This window comes from Roseomonas haemaphysalidis, from assembly GCF_017355405.1.
Lineage (GTDB): Bacteria > Pseudomonadota > Alphaproteobacteria > Acetobacterales > Acetobacteraceae > Pseudoroseomonas > Pseudoroseomonas haemaphysalidis.
On sequence record NZ_CP061177.1, the window covers coordinates 2,518,762 to 2,533,872 of the forward strand.

Genomic DNA, 15,111 nt, shown 5'->3' on the forward strand with positions numbered 1-15,111 from the left:
GGCCTGAACGAAAAAGGCCGGATGGCGTGATGCCTCCGGCCCCTTCAACCCAACGGGTGTCGTCGGTCAGTCGGCAGCCATCGCCATGCGGGTGCGGTTGAGCATCAGCTTCACATGCTCTTCCGTCGCATCGGCCACCTTCTCCGTTTGCGGCGGCGTGAAGACGTGCCCGGCGCTTTCCATCACGCGGTAGTCGATCTTGATTCCGCGCTGCGTGTTCAGCTTGTCCACCAGCTTGCGCACCGACGGTTCGGGGACGAGCTCGTCCTCCTGCCCGTGCAGGATCAGGCCAGAGCAGGGGCAGGGCGCGAGAAAGCCGAAGTCATAGTGGCTGGCGGGCGCGGAGATGGACACGAAGCCGCCCATCTCGGGCCGCCGCATCAGCAGCTGCATGCCCACATAGGCACCAAAGGAGTAGCCGGCCACCCACAGCATTGAGGCATTGGGGTTGACCGCCTGGATGAAGTCGAGCGCAGAAGCCGCGTCCGAGATTTCACCGATACCACCGTCGTAACGGCCCTGACTGCGCCCGACGCCACGGAAGTTGAAGCGCAGCACGGAAAAGCCCATGTCCTGGAATCGGCCGTACAAGGCATGCACGACCCGGTTGTTCATGGTGCCGCCGTGCAGCGGGTGCGGATGAAGCACCAGGGCCACGGGCGCGTTGGGCTGCTTGGAATGGTGGTAACGACCCTCTAACCGGCCATCCGGCCCGGCGAACATCACTTCAGGCATCGTTCCCTTGCATCCACTCGGTGGGCGCGGCAGCGCCCGTTTGGGAGGCCATGCCGGCGCATGCCACAGCAGCGGCACTCGCCGGGTTCATTGTCATGCCCAGGATCCCCCGTCGCACGCGGCATGCCCGGAAGCACCGTCGATATGCGCAGGGCGGGGGCGGCGGCCAGAAGAAGCCGTTTGTCCGCAGCCCGGGACAGGAAACACGACACTGAAGTCCGGAGCAGGCTTCCTCCTCCCCGGAACCATGCCAATATAGGCAAGGCGCCGCCGGATTCATAACAGATTTACAACACGGGCCTTGGTTTTGCGGGCAGCGGCTCCCGCGTATCACCTTTGGCTTCGGAAAGAGCATCGGCCATGCGGTTGTCTACACGCGGGCGATACGCCGTCATGGCGCTGGTCGAACTGGCGGCCCGCACCGGTTCAGGCGATGAACGCGATACCAGCCATGCGTTGAGCGAGGGGCTGCCCGATTGCGCGCCGGTCAGCCTGGTTGAGATCGCGGCGGCGCAGGAGTTGTCCGTGGCCTATCTGGAACAGATCTTTGGCCGGCTACGCCGGGCCGGGCTGATCGCCTCGGCACGGGGCGCGGGCGGCGGGTACCGGCTGGCGCGGCGCCCCTGCGACATCCCGATCGGCGAGATCATCGATGCGGTGGACGAGCCGATCTGCGCCACCCGCTGCGCCAGCGCCGCCGCCGGGTGCATGGGCGGCGGGCGTTGCCGCACCCACGACCTTTGGGACGAGTTGGGCGAGCAGATCCGGCTGTTCCTGCTGCACACGTCGTTGGCCGACGTGCTGGCTGGCGAGGTGCGCGGGCGTGCACGTCCACCGGCCCAGCCGCAGGAGGCCCTGCGGTGAGGACGCTGTACCTGGACGCCAACGCGTCCGAACCCCTGCGGCCCGAGGCACGGGCCGCCGTCGTCGCGGCGCTCGACGTCGTCGGCAATCCCTCCTCGGTGCATGGCGAGGGCCGGGCGGCGCGCCGCATTCTGGAGCACGCCCGGGCGCAGGTCGCCGGCCGCTTCGGGTGCCGGCCCCGCGACGTGGTGTTCACCGCCGGGGCGACGGAGGCGAATGCCCTGGCCATCCACGGCCTTTCGGCGGGACGGCGCATTCTGGCCGGGGCCACCGAGCACCCCGCCGTGCTGCGCGCCGCCCCCGGCGTGCTCACCGTGCCGGTGCTGCAGGACGGCCGGATCGATCTGGCGGCGCTGGAGGCCCTTCTCGCCGATGGGCCGCCGGCGCTGGTCTGCGTCATGGCGGCCAACAACGAGACCGGCGTCCTGCACCCGCTGGAAGACGTGATGCTGCTGTGCCAGCGCCATGGCGCCCTGCTGCACATCGATGCGGTGCAGGTGGCGGGCCGGATGCCCTTGTCGCTGGCGGCCAGCGGCGCGGATTCCATGGCGCTGTCCGCGCACAAGATGGGGGGACCCAAGGGCGCCGGGGCGCTGCTGCTGCGCCCCGGCCTCGACCTCGTCACGCTGCTGCCGGGTGGCGGGCAGGAGCGCGGCCGCCGCGGCGGCACCGAGGCGCTGCCTGCCATCGCCGGCTTCGGGGCCGCGGCCGAGGCCGCTGATCCGGCCGCCGCCGCCCGTCTGCTCCGGCTGCGCGACGGGATCGAGGCCGGCGCGGGCGTGCCCGTGCCGGGGCAGATGGCGCCCCGTCTGCCCAACACCGCGTGCCTGCTGCTGCCGGGCATGCCGGCGGAAACCCAGGTCATCGCGCTGGATATCGCGGGCCTGCGGGTTTCGGCCGGGTCCGCCTGCTCGTCTGGCAAGGTGGCGGCCAGCCATGTGCTGCTGGCCATGGGCCTGTCGCCGGCGGAAGCGGGCTCGGCCATCCGGGTTTCGCTGCCCTGGAACGCCCCGGACGATGCGGTGGAGCAGTTCCTGGCCGGCTATGCCGCCATGCGCCAGCGGATGGCCCGACGCGCTGCCTGAGGCTTTGAATGCGGCGCCGGCGCCGCCAATATGCGGTGCATGCGCAGCCGCCCGGTCTACCTCGACAATCATGCCACCACGCCGGTCGACCCACGGGTGCTGGCGGCCATGCGGCCCTGGTGGGAAGAGAACTTCGCCAATCCGCACAGCATCGAGCACGTGCTCGGCCGCGATGCCGAGGCGGCTGTGGAGCAGGCGCGCGCGGAGGTGGCGGCGCTGATCGGTGCCGAGGCGCGGGAACTCGTCTTCACCTCCGGTGCGACGGAAGCCAACAACCTGGCCATCAAGGGCGCCGCGCGCTTTGCCGCCGCCCAGGGCGACCCGCGCCGCCGCATCGTGACGCTGGAAACCGAGCATAGCTGCGTGCTGGCCAGCGTGCGGGACCTGGCGCAGGAGGGCTTCGAGCCGTTGGTGCTGCCGGTCGGCCCCGACGGGCGCGCTGTGCCGGAAGCCCTTCGGGAAGCCCTGCGGGTGCCGACCCTGCTGGTATCCATCATGGCCGTGAACAACGAGATCGGTGTGGTGCAGGACCTGCACGCCCTGGCGAGGATCGTGAAAGACGCGGGGGCATTGTTCCATGTGGACGCGGCCCAGGGCGCCGGCCGCATCCCGCTCAGCATGGCCAGCCTCGCCGCCGACCTTCTGTCGCTGTCCGGGCACAAGATCTACGGGCCCAAGGGGGTTGGGGCACTGTATGTGAGGCGCAGGCCCCGGGTGCGGCTCGCCCCGCTGTTTTCCGGTGGGGGGCAGGAGCGAGGCCTCCGGTCCGGTACGCTGCCCGCGCCCTTGCTGGTGGGCTTTGGTGTGGCCGCACGGATCGCCCGTCAGGAACTGGTGCAGGACGCTGCCCGCATGGAAGCGCTGCGCGACCGTTTCTGGGCGGCGTTGCGGGCGGAGGTGCCCGGCATTGTGCTGAATGGCAGCATGGACCACCGGGCCGCGGGCAATCTCAACATCGCCTTTCCCGGCGGGGTGACGGCCCAGGCGGTGATGGCGGGCTGCGCCGATGATGTCTGCGTTTCCACCGGCTCGGCCTGTTCATCTGCTGATATCGAGCCCTCCGGGGTGCTGCGCGCCATTGGCGTGCCGGCGGCGCTGGCACGGTCTAGCTTGCGGATCGGCATCGGACGCTTTACCTCGCCGGCCGACGTGGACCTTGCCGCCGCGGCCCTGGGCCGTGCCTGGCGTCAGGCCCTTTCCGAAACACGAGACGCGGCGGAGTAGAAAGACGGCGATGCCGAAGATGACCTTCATCGAACGTGATGGCACCCGGCGCGAGGTCGAGGCCCCGCTTGGCCTGTCCGTGCTGGAAATCGCGCACCGCCACGGCGTGGACATCGAGGGAGCCTGCGAGGGCAGCCTCGCCTGCTCCACCTGCCACGTGATCGTGGACTCCTCCTGGTTTCCCAAGCTGACCGGGCCGACCGAGGACGAGGAGGACATGCTCGACCTCGCCTTCGACCTGCAGGAAACCTCGCGCCTCGGTTGCCAGCTGATCATGACCGATGCGCTGGACGGGCTGGTCGTGAAGCTGCCGGCCGGCAGCCGGCACGCCTGAGCATGACGGGCTTCCGCTCGCCCTACGGCGCGCCCGGGGGGCTGACCCGGAAGCTTCACGAGGCCTGCGCCGCGCGGTGGGATGCCTATTGCTGGCATCCCTTCGTCCAGGGGCTGGCGGACGGCACCCTGCCGCTGCCCGCCTTCCAGCGCTACCTGGTGCAGGACTGGCTGTTCCTGATCCAGTTCGCCCGCGCCAAGGCGCTGGCCACCTTCAAGGCGGAAAGCCTGCCGGCGCTGCGCAGCAAGGCATCCTCGCTGAATGCGCTGCTGTCCGAGATGCAGATGCATCTGGGCTACTGCGCCGAATGGGGACTGTCGGAAGCGGACGTCCTCGCGGAAACCGAAGCGGCCGAGACGGTGGCCTATACCCGCTGGGTGCTGGACCGGGGCATGGCGGGCGATATCCTGGACCTCGAGGTCGCCTTGGCACCCTGCACCATCGGCTATGGTGAGATCGCGCTGCGCATCAATGCCGCGCCCGGCCGGCGGCGTGACGGCAATCCCTACGAGACCTGGATCGAGACCTATTCGTCGCCGGGCTATCAGGCGCTCGCCAGCGGTGCCGCGGACCGGCTGGACGCGCTGGGCGCCAGCCATGGTGGTGACGCGCGCTTCGCCAGCCTGTCCGCCACCTTTGGCGAGGCCGCCCGGCTGGAAGCCGCCTTCTGGCAGATGGGGTTGAACGCCGCGTCATGAGAATCCTGGTCGCCATGTCGGGCGGCGTAGACTCCTCCGTCGTCGCCGGATTGCTCAAGGAAGCGGGGCACGAGGTCATCGGCGCCACGCTGCAGCTCTACGACCACGGCGAGGCGGTGCAGAAGAAGGGCGCCTGCTGCGCCGGCCAGGACATCCACGACGCCCGCAACGTCGCCGACCGGCTGGACATCCCCCACTACGTCCTGGATCGCGAAAGCCGCTTCCGCAAGGCGGTGATCGAGGACTTCGCGGACGCCTATGCCCGTGGCGAAACGCCGGTTCCCTGCATCCGCTGCAACCAGACCGTGAAGTTCACCGATCTGGTGGACCTGGCCAAAGACCTGGGCGCCGAGGCCCTGGCGACTGGCCATTACGTCCGGCGCGTCGATGGCCCCGATGGCCCCGAGCTGCGGCAGGCAGTGGACCCGGCGCGGGACCAGTCCTACTTCCTGTTCGCCACCACGCCGGAGCAGCTGGCCTTCAGCCAGTTTCCGCTGGGTGGCTTTGCGTCCAAGGCAGAGGTGCGGGCGGAAGCCGCGCGGCTTGGCCTCGACGTCGCCGCGAAGGCGGACAGCCAGGACATCTGCTTCGTGCCGCGCGGCAACTACCACGAGGTCGTCGCCGGCATCCGTCCGGAGGCGGCTGAGCCGGGCAGCATCGAGCACGTGGATGGCCGCGTGCTGGGCACGCACCAGGGCATCGCACGCTTCACCGTGGGGCAGGGGCGCGGGCTGGGGCAGGCGTCGCGCGATGGCGATGAGCCTCTCTACGTCGCCGCCCTGGATGCGCCGCGCCGCCGCATCGTGGTCGGACCCCGCGCGGCGCTGGCGGTGGCGGAGGTGATGGTGGGCGAGGTGAACTGGCTGATCGCTCCACCCGGCGCGCCATTGGACTGCCAGGTGAAGCTGCGGGCGCGGGAAACGCCCCAGCCGGCGACGGTGACCTGGGACGCACCTTCCGCCACCCTGCGCGTGGCGTTGCGGGAGCCGGCGATCGCCGCACCGGGCCAGGGCTGCGTGTTGTATGCGGGTGACCGGGTGCTGGGTGGCGGCTTTATCCGCAGCGCGGCCAGGGCGGTTGACAGCAGCGGCAAGGCGGCCTAATTCGCCGCCCACCCGAGACGCCGCGGCGGCCGGGCAACGATGGTTTGGCGGTGTAGCTCAGCTGGTTAGAGCACGGCACTCATAATGCCGGGGTCGGCGGTTCAAGTCCGCCCGCCGCTACCATTCCTCCCTTTCCCAGGTCAGATCGCACTGCCTTCCAGCGGCGTCGTTCCGCGCGCATCCTCCGGCGGATTGGTGGCAGGCGCGCTCAATGGCTGGCCGCGCGTCGCATGCCAATGGCGCAGCGCCCAGCGCACGGAGGGAAAGGCCAGTTCGTCCCAGGGAATGTCCGTCCAGGCGAAGGGGCGCACCTCCAGGCTTTCCGGTCCGGCACCCCAGCCGGGCTCGGCCAGGCGGGCACGGAACAGCACCTGCACCTGGCCGATCCGGGCGATGGAATACAAGGCCAGCACGCCATCCAGCGCGATCCGCACGCGGGCTTCCTCCCAGGCTTCGCGTCGGGCCGCTTCCTCCACCGTTTCGCCGAGTTCCATGTAGCCGGCAGGCAGGGTCCAGAAGCCCGAGCGCGGCTCGATGGCCCTGCGGCACAGCAGCACGCCGCCCTCGGCCTCGACCACGGCGCCGGCGATGATCTTCGGGTTTTCATAGGCGATGAAACCGCATCGGGTGCAGGTCAGCCGTTCATGCTCGTCGCCATCGGGCTGGATGCGCTGGAAGCTTTGCTCGTCCATGCCGGAAGCCTGCGGCCACCCGCCGCCGCCGGCAAGCCCTCAGCACCAGTCCAGCGGGTCCGGGTACTCGGCGCGAAGAAAGGTGAGGCCGTCCGGCGGCGCGGTTTGTCCCGCCTTGGTGCGGTCGCGGCCATCCAGCACGGCGCGGGGCCAGGACACCGGCCGGCGCCCCAGGCCTACCTCGGCCAGCGTGCCGACCAGGTTGCGGACCTGATGATGCAGAAAGCTGCGCGCGGCGGTCCAGACCACCACCAGCTCCCCGTCCCGCACGACATCCAGCGTGTCCAGCGTGCGCAGGGCATCCTTGGCTTGGCAGGACGCGGCGCGAAAGGCCGAGAAGTCGTGACGACCCAGGAGGCGCTGCGCCGCCTCGTGCATCGCCGCCGCGTCCAGCGGTTGCGGCACATGCCACACGCGGCCGATCTCCAGCGCCGGGCGGGGCCGGCGATTGAGGATACGATAGCGATAGGCTCGCCCACGGGCGGAAAACCGTGCCGACCAGTCCTCCGGTGCACGGGCGACGCTCAGCACGGACACCGGGTGCGGCCGGCTGCGGGTGTTCAGCGCCTCGCGCAGCCGTTCCGGGGGGAGGTCCAGCGACAGATCCACCTGCACCACCTGGCCTTCGGCATGCACGCCCGCATCCGTGCGGCCGGACGCCACCGTTTGCGGGGTGACGCCGCCGTTCAGGGGAGCGGCCGCCTCTTCCAGCACCTGCTGCACGGACAGGCCGTTGACCTGTCGTTGCCAGCCGACAAAGGGGGCGCCGTCATAGGCCACCAGCAGCGCGTAGCGCGGCATTCAGCCCAGCACGGCGCCAGGGGGCAGCATGTAGCCGCGCAAGAATTCCCCGGCCGGCAGGGCGCCGCGCCCGGCCCGCTGCAGCCGTTCCAACCTCAGCACGCTTTCGCCGCAGGCGATGCGCGGCACGCTGTCCAGCACCGTTCCCGGCGCGGCGGCGGCGGTGGCGGGCTCGCTGCCGGCGGCCAGAAGGCGCAGCGTGTCCTCGCCATGCCGGAAAAAGGTGCCGGGCCAGGGGTTCAGCGCCCGCACCCGGCGCGCCAGGGCATCGGCAGGCTGCGTCCAGTCCAGCCGCCCGTCTTCCTTGCCGAGCTTGGGGGCATAGGTCACGCCGTCCTCCGGCTGCGGCACCGGCGCCGGCTGTTCCTCCAGCGCGCGCAGCGCCAGCGGGCCGCCCAGGGCTGCCAGGGCATCGTGCAGCTCGGGCGTGGTGGTCCGATCCGTCAGCGGTACGGCGGCGCGCAGCAGCATGGGGCCGGTATCCAGGCCCGCATCCATGCGCATGATGGTGATGCCGCTTTCGCTGTCCCCCGCCAGGATCGCCGCCTGGATCGGGCCGGCACCGCGCCAGCGCGGCAGCAGCGAGGCATGGATGTTGATGCAGCCGCGCCGGGGTGCCTCCAGCATCGCCGGAGGCAGGATCAGCCCGTAGGCGGCGACGATCGCGGCATCCAGGTCCAGCGCGGCGAAGGCGGCGTGCTCCGTGGCGTCCTTGCGGACGCGGGCCGGGGTGCGGACCGGCAGGCCCAGTTCCAGCGCCGCGCGGTGCACGGGGCAGGGGGTTTCCTTCTGTCCCCGCCCGGCCGGCCTGGGCGGCTGGCAATACACCATGACGATCTCATGGCCCGCCGCGTGCAGCGCCCGCAGCGCGGGTACGGAGAACTCCGGGCTGCCCATGAAGGCCAGGCGCAGCGGGGTCATTCCCGCTCCTGCGCCTTCAGCTCCTTGGCCAGCTTGCGCAGCAGCATGTTGCGCTTCAACGCGGAGATGTGGTCGACGAACAGCACGCCGTCCAGGTGGTCCAGCTCGTGCTGGATGCAGGTGGCCAGCAGGTCGTCGGCCTCCATCTCCTGCCTGCTGCCATCCAGCGCCAGCCAGCGCAGCTTGATGCGCGCGGGGCGCGTCACGTCGGCGTACTGGTTGGGCAAGGACAGGCAGCCCTCTTCCCGGGTCGCCTGCTCGCTGCTTTCGGCGACGATCTCGGGGTTGATCAGCACCAGGGGGTCGCGCTTGTCATCCTTCTGGATGTCGACCACCGCCATGCGCAGCATCACGCCGACCTGCGGCGCGGCCAGCCCGATGCCGGGCGCCTTGTACATGGTCGCCAGCATGCGGGGCGCGAGCTCGCGCACGGTGTCGAGGTCGGCGTCGCCCACGGCGCGCGTCTTGGAACGCAGGCGCTTGTCGGGGACCAGCAGGATGGGCAGCAGGGATTCGTCGGGCATGGAAGCGGTGCTGTAGCCGCCCGGCGCCCCGCGCTGCAACACCGTCCTCCCCTTGCAATGACACGTCGCGCGAACAAGATTTGCTGCTGCGGCGGGGTGCTTCGGGCCCCGCCTTCGTCTCGCTCTCGCATGAGGAGGCCTTGCCCGCCATGTCTCGCTCTTCGCTGTTCGGCTCGCCCTTGTTTCTCGGCTTCGACCATCTGGAACAGATGCTCGACCGCGTTGCGAAGAATTCCGATGGCTATCCGCCCTACAACATCGAGCAGACCGGCGAGAACCGCCTGCGGATCACGCTGGCTGTGGCAGGCTTCAGCATGGACGACCTGCAGCTCACGCAGGAAGACAACCAGCTCGTGGTCCGTGGCAAGCAGAAGGAGGACGGCGAGGGCCGCATCTTTCTGCACCGTGGCATCGCCGCCCGGCAGTTTCAGAGAGCCTTCGTGCTGGCGGAAGGCATCGACGTCGAGGGCGCGTGGCTGGACAACGGCCTGCTGCACATCGACCTCAAGCGCCCCCAGCCGGAAGTCCGGGTCAAGGCCATCCGCATCGGCATGCGGGGCCAGCAGGGCGGGCGGCCCCTCGTGCACAGCACGGCGGCCGATGACGTTTCCGGCACCTGACCGGGGGCCGGCCTTCTGCAAACCTTTTGGTTCTGCGGCGTTGGCTCCTGGTAGCGACGCCTGACAGAGCTTCACCGCGATGCGGCCTTTGGCCGGTCGCACGCCGCGCCCTTCCGGGGCGGCAACAGGAGTCACCGAGATGATCAACAAGGACCAGCCCACCCGCGAGTTCGACGCCGCCGACGCCCTGCGCCAGCTGGCACCCGCCGATTGGGCCCGCTTCGGTGCCGAACAGATGGCTTATATCCGCCCGGTGGTGGTGGATGGCGCGCATATCGTGGCGATCCATTCGGCCGACGGCACGCAGATCGGTGCCGCGCCCGATACCTCGCTCGCCGCGGCGGCCATTCTGCAGCATGAGATGGTGCCGCTGCTCGTTCACTGAGCCACCGGGACGGCTTGAAGAAAGGCCCCGGCCAGATATGGCCGGGGCCTTTTGCTTGTTCAGCTTTCGCGTGGCATGTCGCCGAGCGTCACCTGCATGTCCAGCACCGCCTTGTTGCGCTGCACGGCCAGCTTCAGGTCCGGGCCGGGCGCATGTTCCGCCACGCGGCGGGCCAGGGTGCGTCCGTCTGGCACGCTGCCACCATCGGCCTCAGTGACTAGGTCCCCGTGCCGCCGGGCTTTACCGCTGCACCGCCATCACCCGGGCGCCGGTTTGGCCGGACTGGTCGTCGGCCCCAGTTCCACGCCCATCCAGCCCCGCTGCACGCTGCCATGCTCCTTCAACTCCGCCACCACCTTGGAAGCAAGGTCGGACGGAATGGCGAAGCCGATCCCCACCGAGCCACCGGAAGGCGAGACGATCGCGGTGTTGACGCCGATCACGCGGCCATCTGTGCCGAACAGCGGGCCGCCGGAATTACCAGGATGGATGGCGGCGTCCGCTTGCAGGAAGTCGTCATAGGGCCCGGCGCCCAGGTCGCGACCCCGCGCGGAAACGATACCGGCGGTAACATTGGCCCCCAGTCCGAAGGGATTGCCGACAGCGAGGACCACATCACCCATGTGCGGCGGGGTGCCGGAACTCTTGAAGGCCACGATGGGCAGGGGGTGGGACGCCTCCACCTTGAACAAGGCCAGATCGGTGCGCTGGTCGGCGCCCACCAGCCTGGCGGGCAGTTCGGTGCCGTCCGGAAGTGTCACCTTCAGCTGCAACGCGCGCCCGGCGACATGGAAGTTGATGACCACGTAGCCGGCGGGGTCGATGACGAAGCCCGATCCCTCGCCCATGCGGCGGGGCTGGCTGCCGCTGCTGTCACCGTCCCGGCCGGGGGCAAGCCGTTCCAGCGGCGTGTCGCGCAGGGACTTGGGCATGCCGGTGTCGGCTTCGACGGTGCTGATGCGCAGCACGGTGGGGCTGACTTGGTCCACCAGATTGGCGAGGCCTGCCTGATTCCCGGCGGCCACGGCACGGGCAAGCGCCTGGGCGTGCGGCGCGAGCATCGTCGCACCGCCGTGCCGGCCAGCAATGCGCCGGCGAGCGACGGTGGGAAGGGCGGTTCGGGCGCTTCATGCAATCCTCTCGCAGCGATGCGGGCGTGATCCGCGCCGCATGGCTGGGCCTGGACAGCGCGCTTGATCCGTATCCATCACGAATCACGGGCGGGAAACATGGCGCTGTTACAATTCCCCCGGCGGGAAGCGCGCAAGGTGGTTGCCCTCCGGCTCGGGGGCAGCTAGATAGCGCGCCGCCAGCCGACGTAGCTCAGCGGTAGAGCAACTGATTCGTAATCAGTAGGTCCCCGGTTCAATCCCGGGCGTCGGCACCATCCTCCTTTCGATCACCGCGCCCGTTCTGGCAGCCGGCTCCGCGCAGATGGAAGCCCGCATGCGACTCAACTGGATGCGCGGTACCCAGGTCGGCCACATGGGGGTCGGCAACATGGGCGACCTGTTCGCGCCCATCCTGCTGGCGGCATTCACCGGCCAGCCTGTCCGTTACACATCGAGCAAGTCCTGGCACCGGCGCCTCATCACCATTGGCACGATCGGCCAGAAGCAGCGATTCGGCCAGGTGGATATCTGGGGCGCCGGCTTCGGCAGCCCGGAACAATCGGCCTTCCATGTCCAGACCGGCTTTCGCCATCCGCCGCTGACCCGCTTCGTGCCGCATGCCCTGCGCGGCCCGTTCTCGGCTGCGTTGCTAAGGCGGGCCGGGTACGTGGTCCCGCAAGTCTATGGCGACCCGGCCTGGCTGCTGCCGCGCCTTTGGCCCGGCGAGGCGGTCCAGAAGCGTTGGGACCTCGGCGTCATCGTGCACCTCAGCGAAACGGACCGGATGGACCCCGCCGCGGGCGCCAGCGCCGAATTCCAGCGCTACGCGGTGCCGCAGGACCTGCGCGGCCACGTCCGGGTGTTCAGCACGCTGGTGGAACAGGATGTCGGGCAGGTGAGGGCGCGGGTGGAGGACATTCTCGCCTGCCGCCGCGTGCTGACCACCAGCCTGCACGCCCTGGCGGTGGCGGAAGCCTATGGCGTTCCCTGCGCGGCCTTTGACTTCCATGCCGGCACGTCCGGCCGCGTCGCGGTGGATGATGACGGTGTGCCGGTGGATCATCGCATGCGCGACTTCTACGCCGGAAGCGGCGCGAGGGACGTGCTGGTGTATCGGACCGAACGCCACCTGCCGACCGACTGGCAGGTCGCCATGGCCTTCATCGACCGCCACTGGGCACCGTTGCGCTACGACCCGTCGCCGCTGCTGGAGGCCTTTCCCGCACGGTTGCAGACGCTGAGCGAAAGGCCGGATGCGGCGGTTATGGCGCGACTGGCGACACTCGCCGCGCTGCGCGACTGACGCACGCTCAGGGCTGACATCGCATAATATTGCGAGTCATTCTCATTGCACATAATTCGCAGTAGCGGCATAAGCCGTCGCATCGCCGCCAACAGCCCCGGGAATTTCGATGCGCCGCCTGCTGTCTGCTTTGTTTGTGCTCGGTGCATCACTGCCCGCCATGGCCCAGGATGCCCCGCCGATCGGCATCGAGCTGAACCGGCTGGAAGCCCAGGGCGCCAACTGTCGGGTGTGGATGGTGGCCCGCAACCCGGCCGCCGACGCGGTGGACCCCTTGCGGCTGGACCTGATCCTGTTCGGCAAGGATGGCATCATCGTCCGCCGGCTGGCGCTGGACATCGGTCCGCTGCCGGCCCGCAAAACCCAGGCACGCATCTTCGACCTCGCGGGCCAGAACTGCGATGGCCTGGGATCGATCCTGCTGAATGACGTGCTGGCCTGCGGGCCGACGGCCGAGACCAAGGCGGCCTGCCTGCCGCGCCTGGCGCTGACGTCCCGCGCCGACGGCGTCTCGTTCGACCAGTAACCGGAGATCGCTGATGAACCCGACCGAGACAGTCACCGCCCTGGAGCCCGCGCTGCACGCCGGCCCGGATCTTTCCATGCTGGGGCTGTTCCTGCAGGCCGACTGGGTGGTGAAGGGGGTGATGATCGCCCTCGCGCTAGCATCGGTGATCTGTTGGGCGATCGTGATCGAGAAGGCGGTGCTGTTCGCGCGGCTGTCCGGGCAGGTGCGGCAGTTGCAGGCCGCCGCGTCGCCGGGCGCCGCAACGGCCGCCGGCAGCATGCCGCAGGGAGAAACGCTGGCGGCCCGCGCGCTGCGCGCCGGCACCAAGGAATGGCGCGAAGGCCGCGACCCGGATGAAAGCCGTGCGGAATTCCGCTACCGGATCGAGCATGCCATGCGCGGCGCCATGGCCTCGGTGTTTCGCCGGGCCGAGCCTGGCCTGCCGTTCCTGGCCACCACCGGCGCGGTGGGCCCCTTCGTGGGCCTGTTCGGCACGGTCTGGGGCATCATGAACAGCTTTGCCGGCATCGCCCGCAGCAACGACACCAGCCTTGCCGTGGTCGCCCCTGGCATTGCCGAGGCGTTGTTCGCCACGGCCATCGGCCTGGTGGCCGCCATTCCGGCCGTGATCGCCTATAACCGCCTGACCGTGCGGCTGAACCGGCTACGCCAGGAAGGCAACAGCGCCGCGGCCGAGCTGGCGGCGGGCTTGTCGCGCCGGGCGCCGCCGCAGGCGCGGACCCACGCGGCGGCCGAGTAACGCGGCATGGCATTCTCCGGCCCCAGCCTCGGCGGCAGCCACGACGACGACGACGGCCCGATGCCGATGGCCGACATGAACGTGACGCCGCTGGTCGACGTCATGCTCGTGTTGCTGATCATCTTCATGGTCGCGGCGCCCATGATGATGGTGGGCGTGCCCGTGGAACTCCCCAAGACCGCGGCCCCCCGCGCCGCCGCGCCGCGGCCACCGGTGGTGCTCACCGTTTCGGCCGATGGCCGCGTCTTCATTGCCAAGGACGAGATTCCGGCCGCCGAGCTGGCAGCCCGCCTGGTGGAACTGCACAAGGCAGACCCGGAAGCACCGGTTTATGTGCGCGGCGACCGCACCGCCCCTTACGGCGACGTGCTGCGCGTGATGGGGCGGGTGACCCAGGCCGGCATCACCCGGGTATCACTGATCGCCGAGGTCGAGCCCGGCACCGCCGCCGTCCAGGCGCGCTGACGGTGTCCGCGACCACCTTGGCCGACGAACCGCGCGGCGGGCCGTCGGCCTACCGCATCCTGGGCTGGACCGCCTCGGCGGTGCTGCACGGCGGGGCGCTGGCCTTCCTGCTGTATGGCGTGCCGGCGCACGAGGCCCCGCCCGCGCCGGACGTCATCCCGCTGGAGATGCTGGCCGAGCCGGCCGCGCCCGCGGCCGAGGAAACGCCATCGGAGCCGGTCATGGAGCCGGTGCAGGCCGTGGCGCCGGAAGCCACCAGCGCTTCCGCCATGCCACCCCCGCCCGTCACCACGGCGACCACCGAGCCGGTAGCCGAGCCGCCGCCGCCAGAGACCGTCACGGCCACCACGCCGCCGGATGTGGCACCCGCGCCACCGGCGGAAACGCTGCGCGCCGTGGAACCGGAACCGCAGCAGGCCGTCGAGCCGGATACAGTGCCGCTGGAAGCTGTAGACATCCCGCCGCCGCCGCCCGCGCCACCCCCGCCGCCGGTGCAGGCCCGCGCGCCGTCCCCGCCGCCGCCACGTCCCACACCCCGCCGCGAAGCGCCACCGGTCGCCACGCCGCCCGTCGCGGCGCCTCCGAGCGAGGCGCCGCCGGCGCAAACCACAGCCGCACCAGCCGCCTCGGCTCCTGCGGCTACACCACGGCGAGTGCCTGCAGCCCCTCCCGCTGCTTACTCGCAACGTATCTTCGGCGCTTTGGTGAGGGCTCAGCGATACCCCACCCGGGCGCGCTTGGCACGTATTGAGGGCACTCCATACGTCACCTTCAGCTTCAGGCGCGATGGAACTGTGGTGGGTGCCCGTCTCGAACGGAGCAGTGGCAATGCTGACCTTGACAAGGAGGTCGTCGATCTCGTGCTGAGGGCTTCTCCCCTCCCACGCCCGCCAGATGATTATCCTGGCGAGGTCATTTCCATGACCGCGCCGGTCAACTTCACCATACGATAGGAAAGGGCGCTTCCGAACTGGAAG

Annotated in this window: 19 protein-coding genes, 2 tRNA genes and 1 pseudogene; 15 read left to right on the plus strand and 7 right to left on the minus strand. The window is 70.0% G+C overall.

All coding sequences use genetic code 11. The features are described 5' to 3' along the window. Positions 1–66: 66 nt before the first annotated feature. Complete coding sequence (locus tag IAI59_RS11620) at positions 67–735, minus strand: alpha/beta hydrolase (RefSeq protein ID WP_207417428.1); 669 nt, start codon at positions 733–735, stop codon at positions 67–69. Between the two features lie 360 nt (positions 736–1,095). Here IAI59_RS11620 and IAI59_RS11625 point away from each other — a divergent pair, with 360 nt between their 5' ends. The 7 genes from IAI59_RS11625 (at position 1,096) to IAI59_RS11655 (ending at position 6,166) form a co-directional block, all read left to right on the plus strand. Then, a complete protein-coding gene (locus IAI59_RS11625; RefSeq protein ID WP_207417213.1) occupies positions 1,096–1,599 on the plus strand; it encodes an Rrf2 family transcriptional regulator in 504 nt (167 codons plus the stop codon). Beyond that, positions 1,596–2,684 (plus strand): cysteine desulfurase family protein, encoded by a 1,089-nt coding sequence (locus IAI59_RS11630; protein ID WP_207417212.1) that lies wholly within the window; start codon positions 1,596–1,598, stop codon positions 2,682–2,684. Before IAI59_RS11625 ends, IAI59_RS11630 begins: the two co-directional genes overlap by 4 nt. Positions 2,685–2,714: 30 nt before the next feature. Further along, complete coding sequence (locus IAI59_RS11635; RefSeq protein ID WP_408887612.1) at positions 2,715–3,908, plus strand: cysteine desulfurase family protein; 1,194 nt, start codon at positions 2,715–2,717, stop codon at positions 3,906–3,908. 10 nt (positions 3,909–3,918) lie between these two features. Then, entirely contained in the window at positions 3,919–4,242 is a 324-nt protein-coding gene (locus IAI59_RS11640; RefSeq protein ID WP_207417210.1) for a ferredoxin family 2Fe-2S iron-sulfur cluster binding protein, read from the plus strand. A 2-nt stretch (positions 4,243–4,244) separates the two neighbouring features. Beyond that, positions 4,245–4,940, plus strand: a complete 696-nt coding sequence (locus tag IAI59_RS11645) for a TenA family protein (RefSeq protein ID WP_207417209.1) — start codon at positions 4,245–4,247, stop codon at positions 4,938–4,940. Beyond that, complete coding sequence (mnmA, locus tag IAI59_RS11650; RefSeq protein ID WP_207417208.1) at positions 4,937–6,043, plus strand: tRNA 2-thiouridine(34) synthase MnmA; 1,107 nt, start codon at positions 4,937–4,939, stop codon at positions 6,041–6,043. Before IAI59_RS11645 ends, mnmA begins: the two co-directional genes overlap by 4 nt. Before the next feature lie 46 nt (positions 6,044–6,089). Further along, positions 6,090–6,166: transfer RNA gene (locus IAI59_RS11655), tRNA-Met, on the plus strand. Between the two features lie 17 nt (positions 6,167–6,183). On the opposite strand, the gene IAI59_RS11660 is transcribed toward IAI59_RS11655, so the two are convergent. The 4 genes from IAI59_RS11660 to def are packed head-to-tail and all read right to left on the minus strand — an operon-like array spanning position 6,184 to position 8,981. Next, positions 6,184–6,735, minus strand: a complete 552-nt coding sequence (locus IAI59_RS11660; protein WP_207417207.1) for an NUDIX hydrolase — start codon at positions 6,733–6,735, stop codon at positions 6,184–6,186. 39 nt (positions 6,736–6,774) lie between these two features. Next, on the minus strand, positions 6,775–7,536 hold the full coding sequence (gene truA / locus IAI59_RS11665) for a tRNA pseudouridine(38-40) synthase TruA (RefSeq protein WP_207417206.1): 762 nt from the start codon (positions 7,534–7,536) through the stop codon (positions 6,775–6,777). Continuing rightward, the gene (gene fmt / locus IAI59_RS11670) at positions 7,537–8,448 is read right to left on the minus strand and encodes a methionyl-tRNA formyltransferase (RefSeq protein WP_207417427.1); all 912 of its coding nucleotides are present in this window, start codon (positions 8,446–8,448) and stop codon (positions 7,537–7,539) included. It abuts the gene before it with no gap. 5 nt (positions 8,449–8,453) lie between these two features. Further along, entirely contained in the window at positions 8,454–8,981 is a 528-nt protein-coding gene (gene def, locus IAI59_RS11675) for a peptide deformylase (RefSeq protein ID WP_207417204.1), read from the minus strand. Between the two features lie 149 nt (positions 8,982–9,130). On the opposite strand from def, the gene IAI59_RS11680 reads away from it, so the two are divergent. Further along, on the plus strand, positions 9,131–9,601 hold the full coding sequence (locus tag IAI59_RS11680) for an Hsp20 family protein (protein ID WP_207417201.1): 471 nt from the start codon (positions 9,131–9,133) through the stop codon (positions 9,599–9,601). A 139-nt stretch (positions 9,602–9,740) separates the two neighbouring features. Next, positions 9,741–9,986 (plus strand): DUF1150 family protein, encoded by a 246-nt coding sequence (locus IAI59_RS11685; protein WP_237180691.1) that lies wholly within the window; start codon positions 9,741–9,743, stop codon positions 9,984–9,986. 59 nt (positions 9,987–10,045) lie between these two features. Here IAI59_RS11685 and IAI59_RS11690 read toward each other — a convergent pair. Both IAI59_RS11690 and IAI59_RS11695 read right to left on the minus strand, forming a co-directional pair. After that, a pseudogene (locus IAI59_RS11690) lies at positions 10,046–10,207 on the minus strand (hypothetical protein); the annotation flags it as partial. Between the two features lie 36 nt (positions 10,208–10,243). Beyond that, entirely contained in the window at positions 10,244–11,047 is an 804-nt protein-coding gene (locus tag IAI59_RS11695) for a trypsin-like peptidase domain-containing protein (RefSeq protein WP_207417198.1), read from the minus strand. 251 nt (positions 11,048–11,298) lie between these two features. Between IAI59_RS11695 and IAI59_RS11700 the strand changes: the two genes are divergently transcribed. The 6 genes from IAI59_RS11700 (at position 11,299) to IAI59_RS11725 (ending at position 15,087) form a co-directional block, all read left to right on the plus strand. Further along, positions 11,299–11,373: transfer RNA gene (locus tag IAI59_RS11700), tRNA-Thr, on the plus strand. 59 nt (positions 11,374–11,432) lie between these two features. After that, positions 11,433–12,401 carry a polysaccharide pyruvyl transferase family protein gene (locus tag IAI59_RS11705; RefSeq protein WP_207417197.1) on the plus strand — a complete coding sequence of 323 codons (969 nt, stop codon included), beginning with the start codon at positions 11,433–11,435 and terminating at the stop codon, positions 12,399–12,401. A 160-nt stretch (positions 12,402–12,561) separates the two neighbouring features. Then, positions 12,562–12,927, plus strand: a complete 366-nt coding sequence (locus IAI59_RS11710; protein WP_237181115.1) for a Tat pathway signal protein — start codon at positions 12,562–12,564, stop codon at positions 12,925–12,927. Between the two features lie 13 nt (positions 12,928–12,940). Further along, positions 12,941–13,669 carry a MotA/TolQ/ExbB proton channel family protein gene (locus IAI59_RS11715; protein WP_207417195.1) on the plus strand — a complete coding sequence of 243 codons (729 nt, stop codon included), beginning with the start codon at positions 12,941–12,943 and terminating at the stop codon, positions 13,667–13,669. A 6-nt stretch (positions 13,670–13,675) separates the two neighbouring features. Beyond that, positions 13,676–14,134, plus strand: coding sequence for an ExbD/TolR family protein (locus IAI59_RS11720; protein ID WP_207417194.1), 459 nt, complete (start codon positions 13,676–13,678; stop codon positions 14,132–14,134). A gap of 2 nt (positions 14,135–14,136) precedes the next feature. Continuing rightward, on the plus strand, positions 14,137–15,087 hold the full coding sequence (locus IAI59_RS11725; protein ID WP_207417193.1) for an energy transducer TonB: 951 nt from the start codon (positions 14,137–14,139) through the stop codon (positions 15,085–15,087). Positions 15,088–15,111 lie beyond the last annotated feature (24 nt).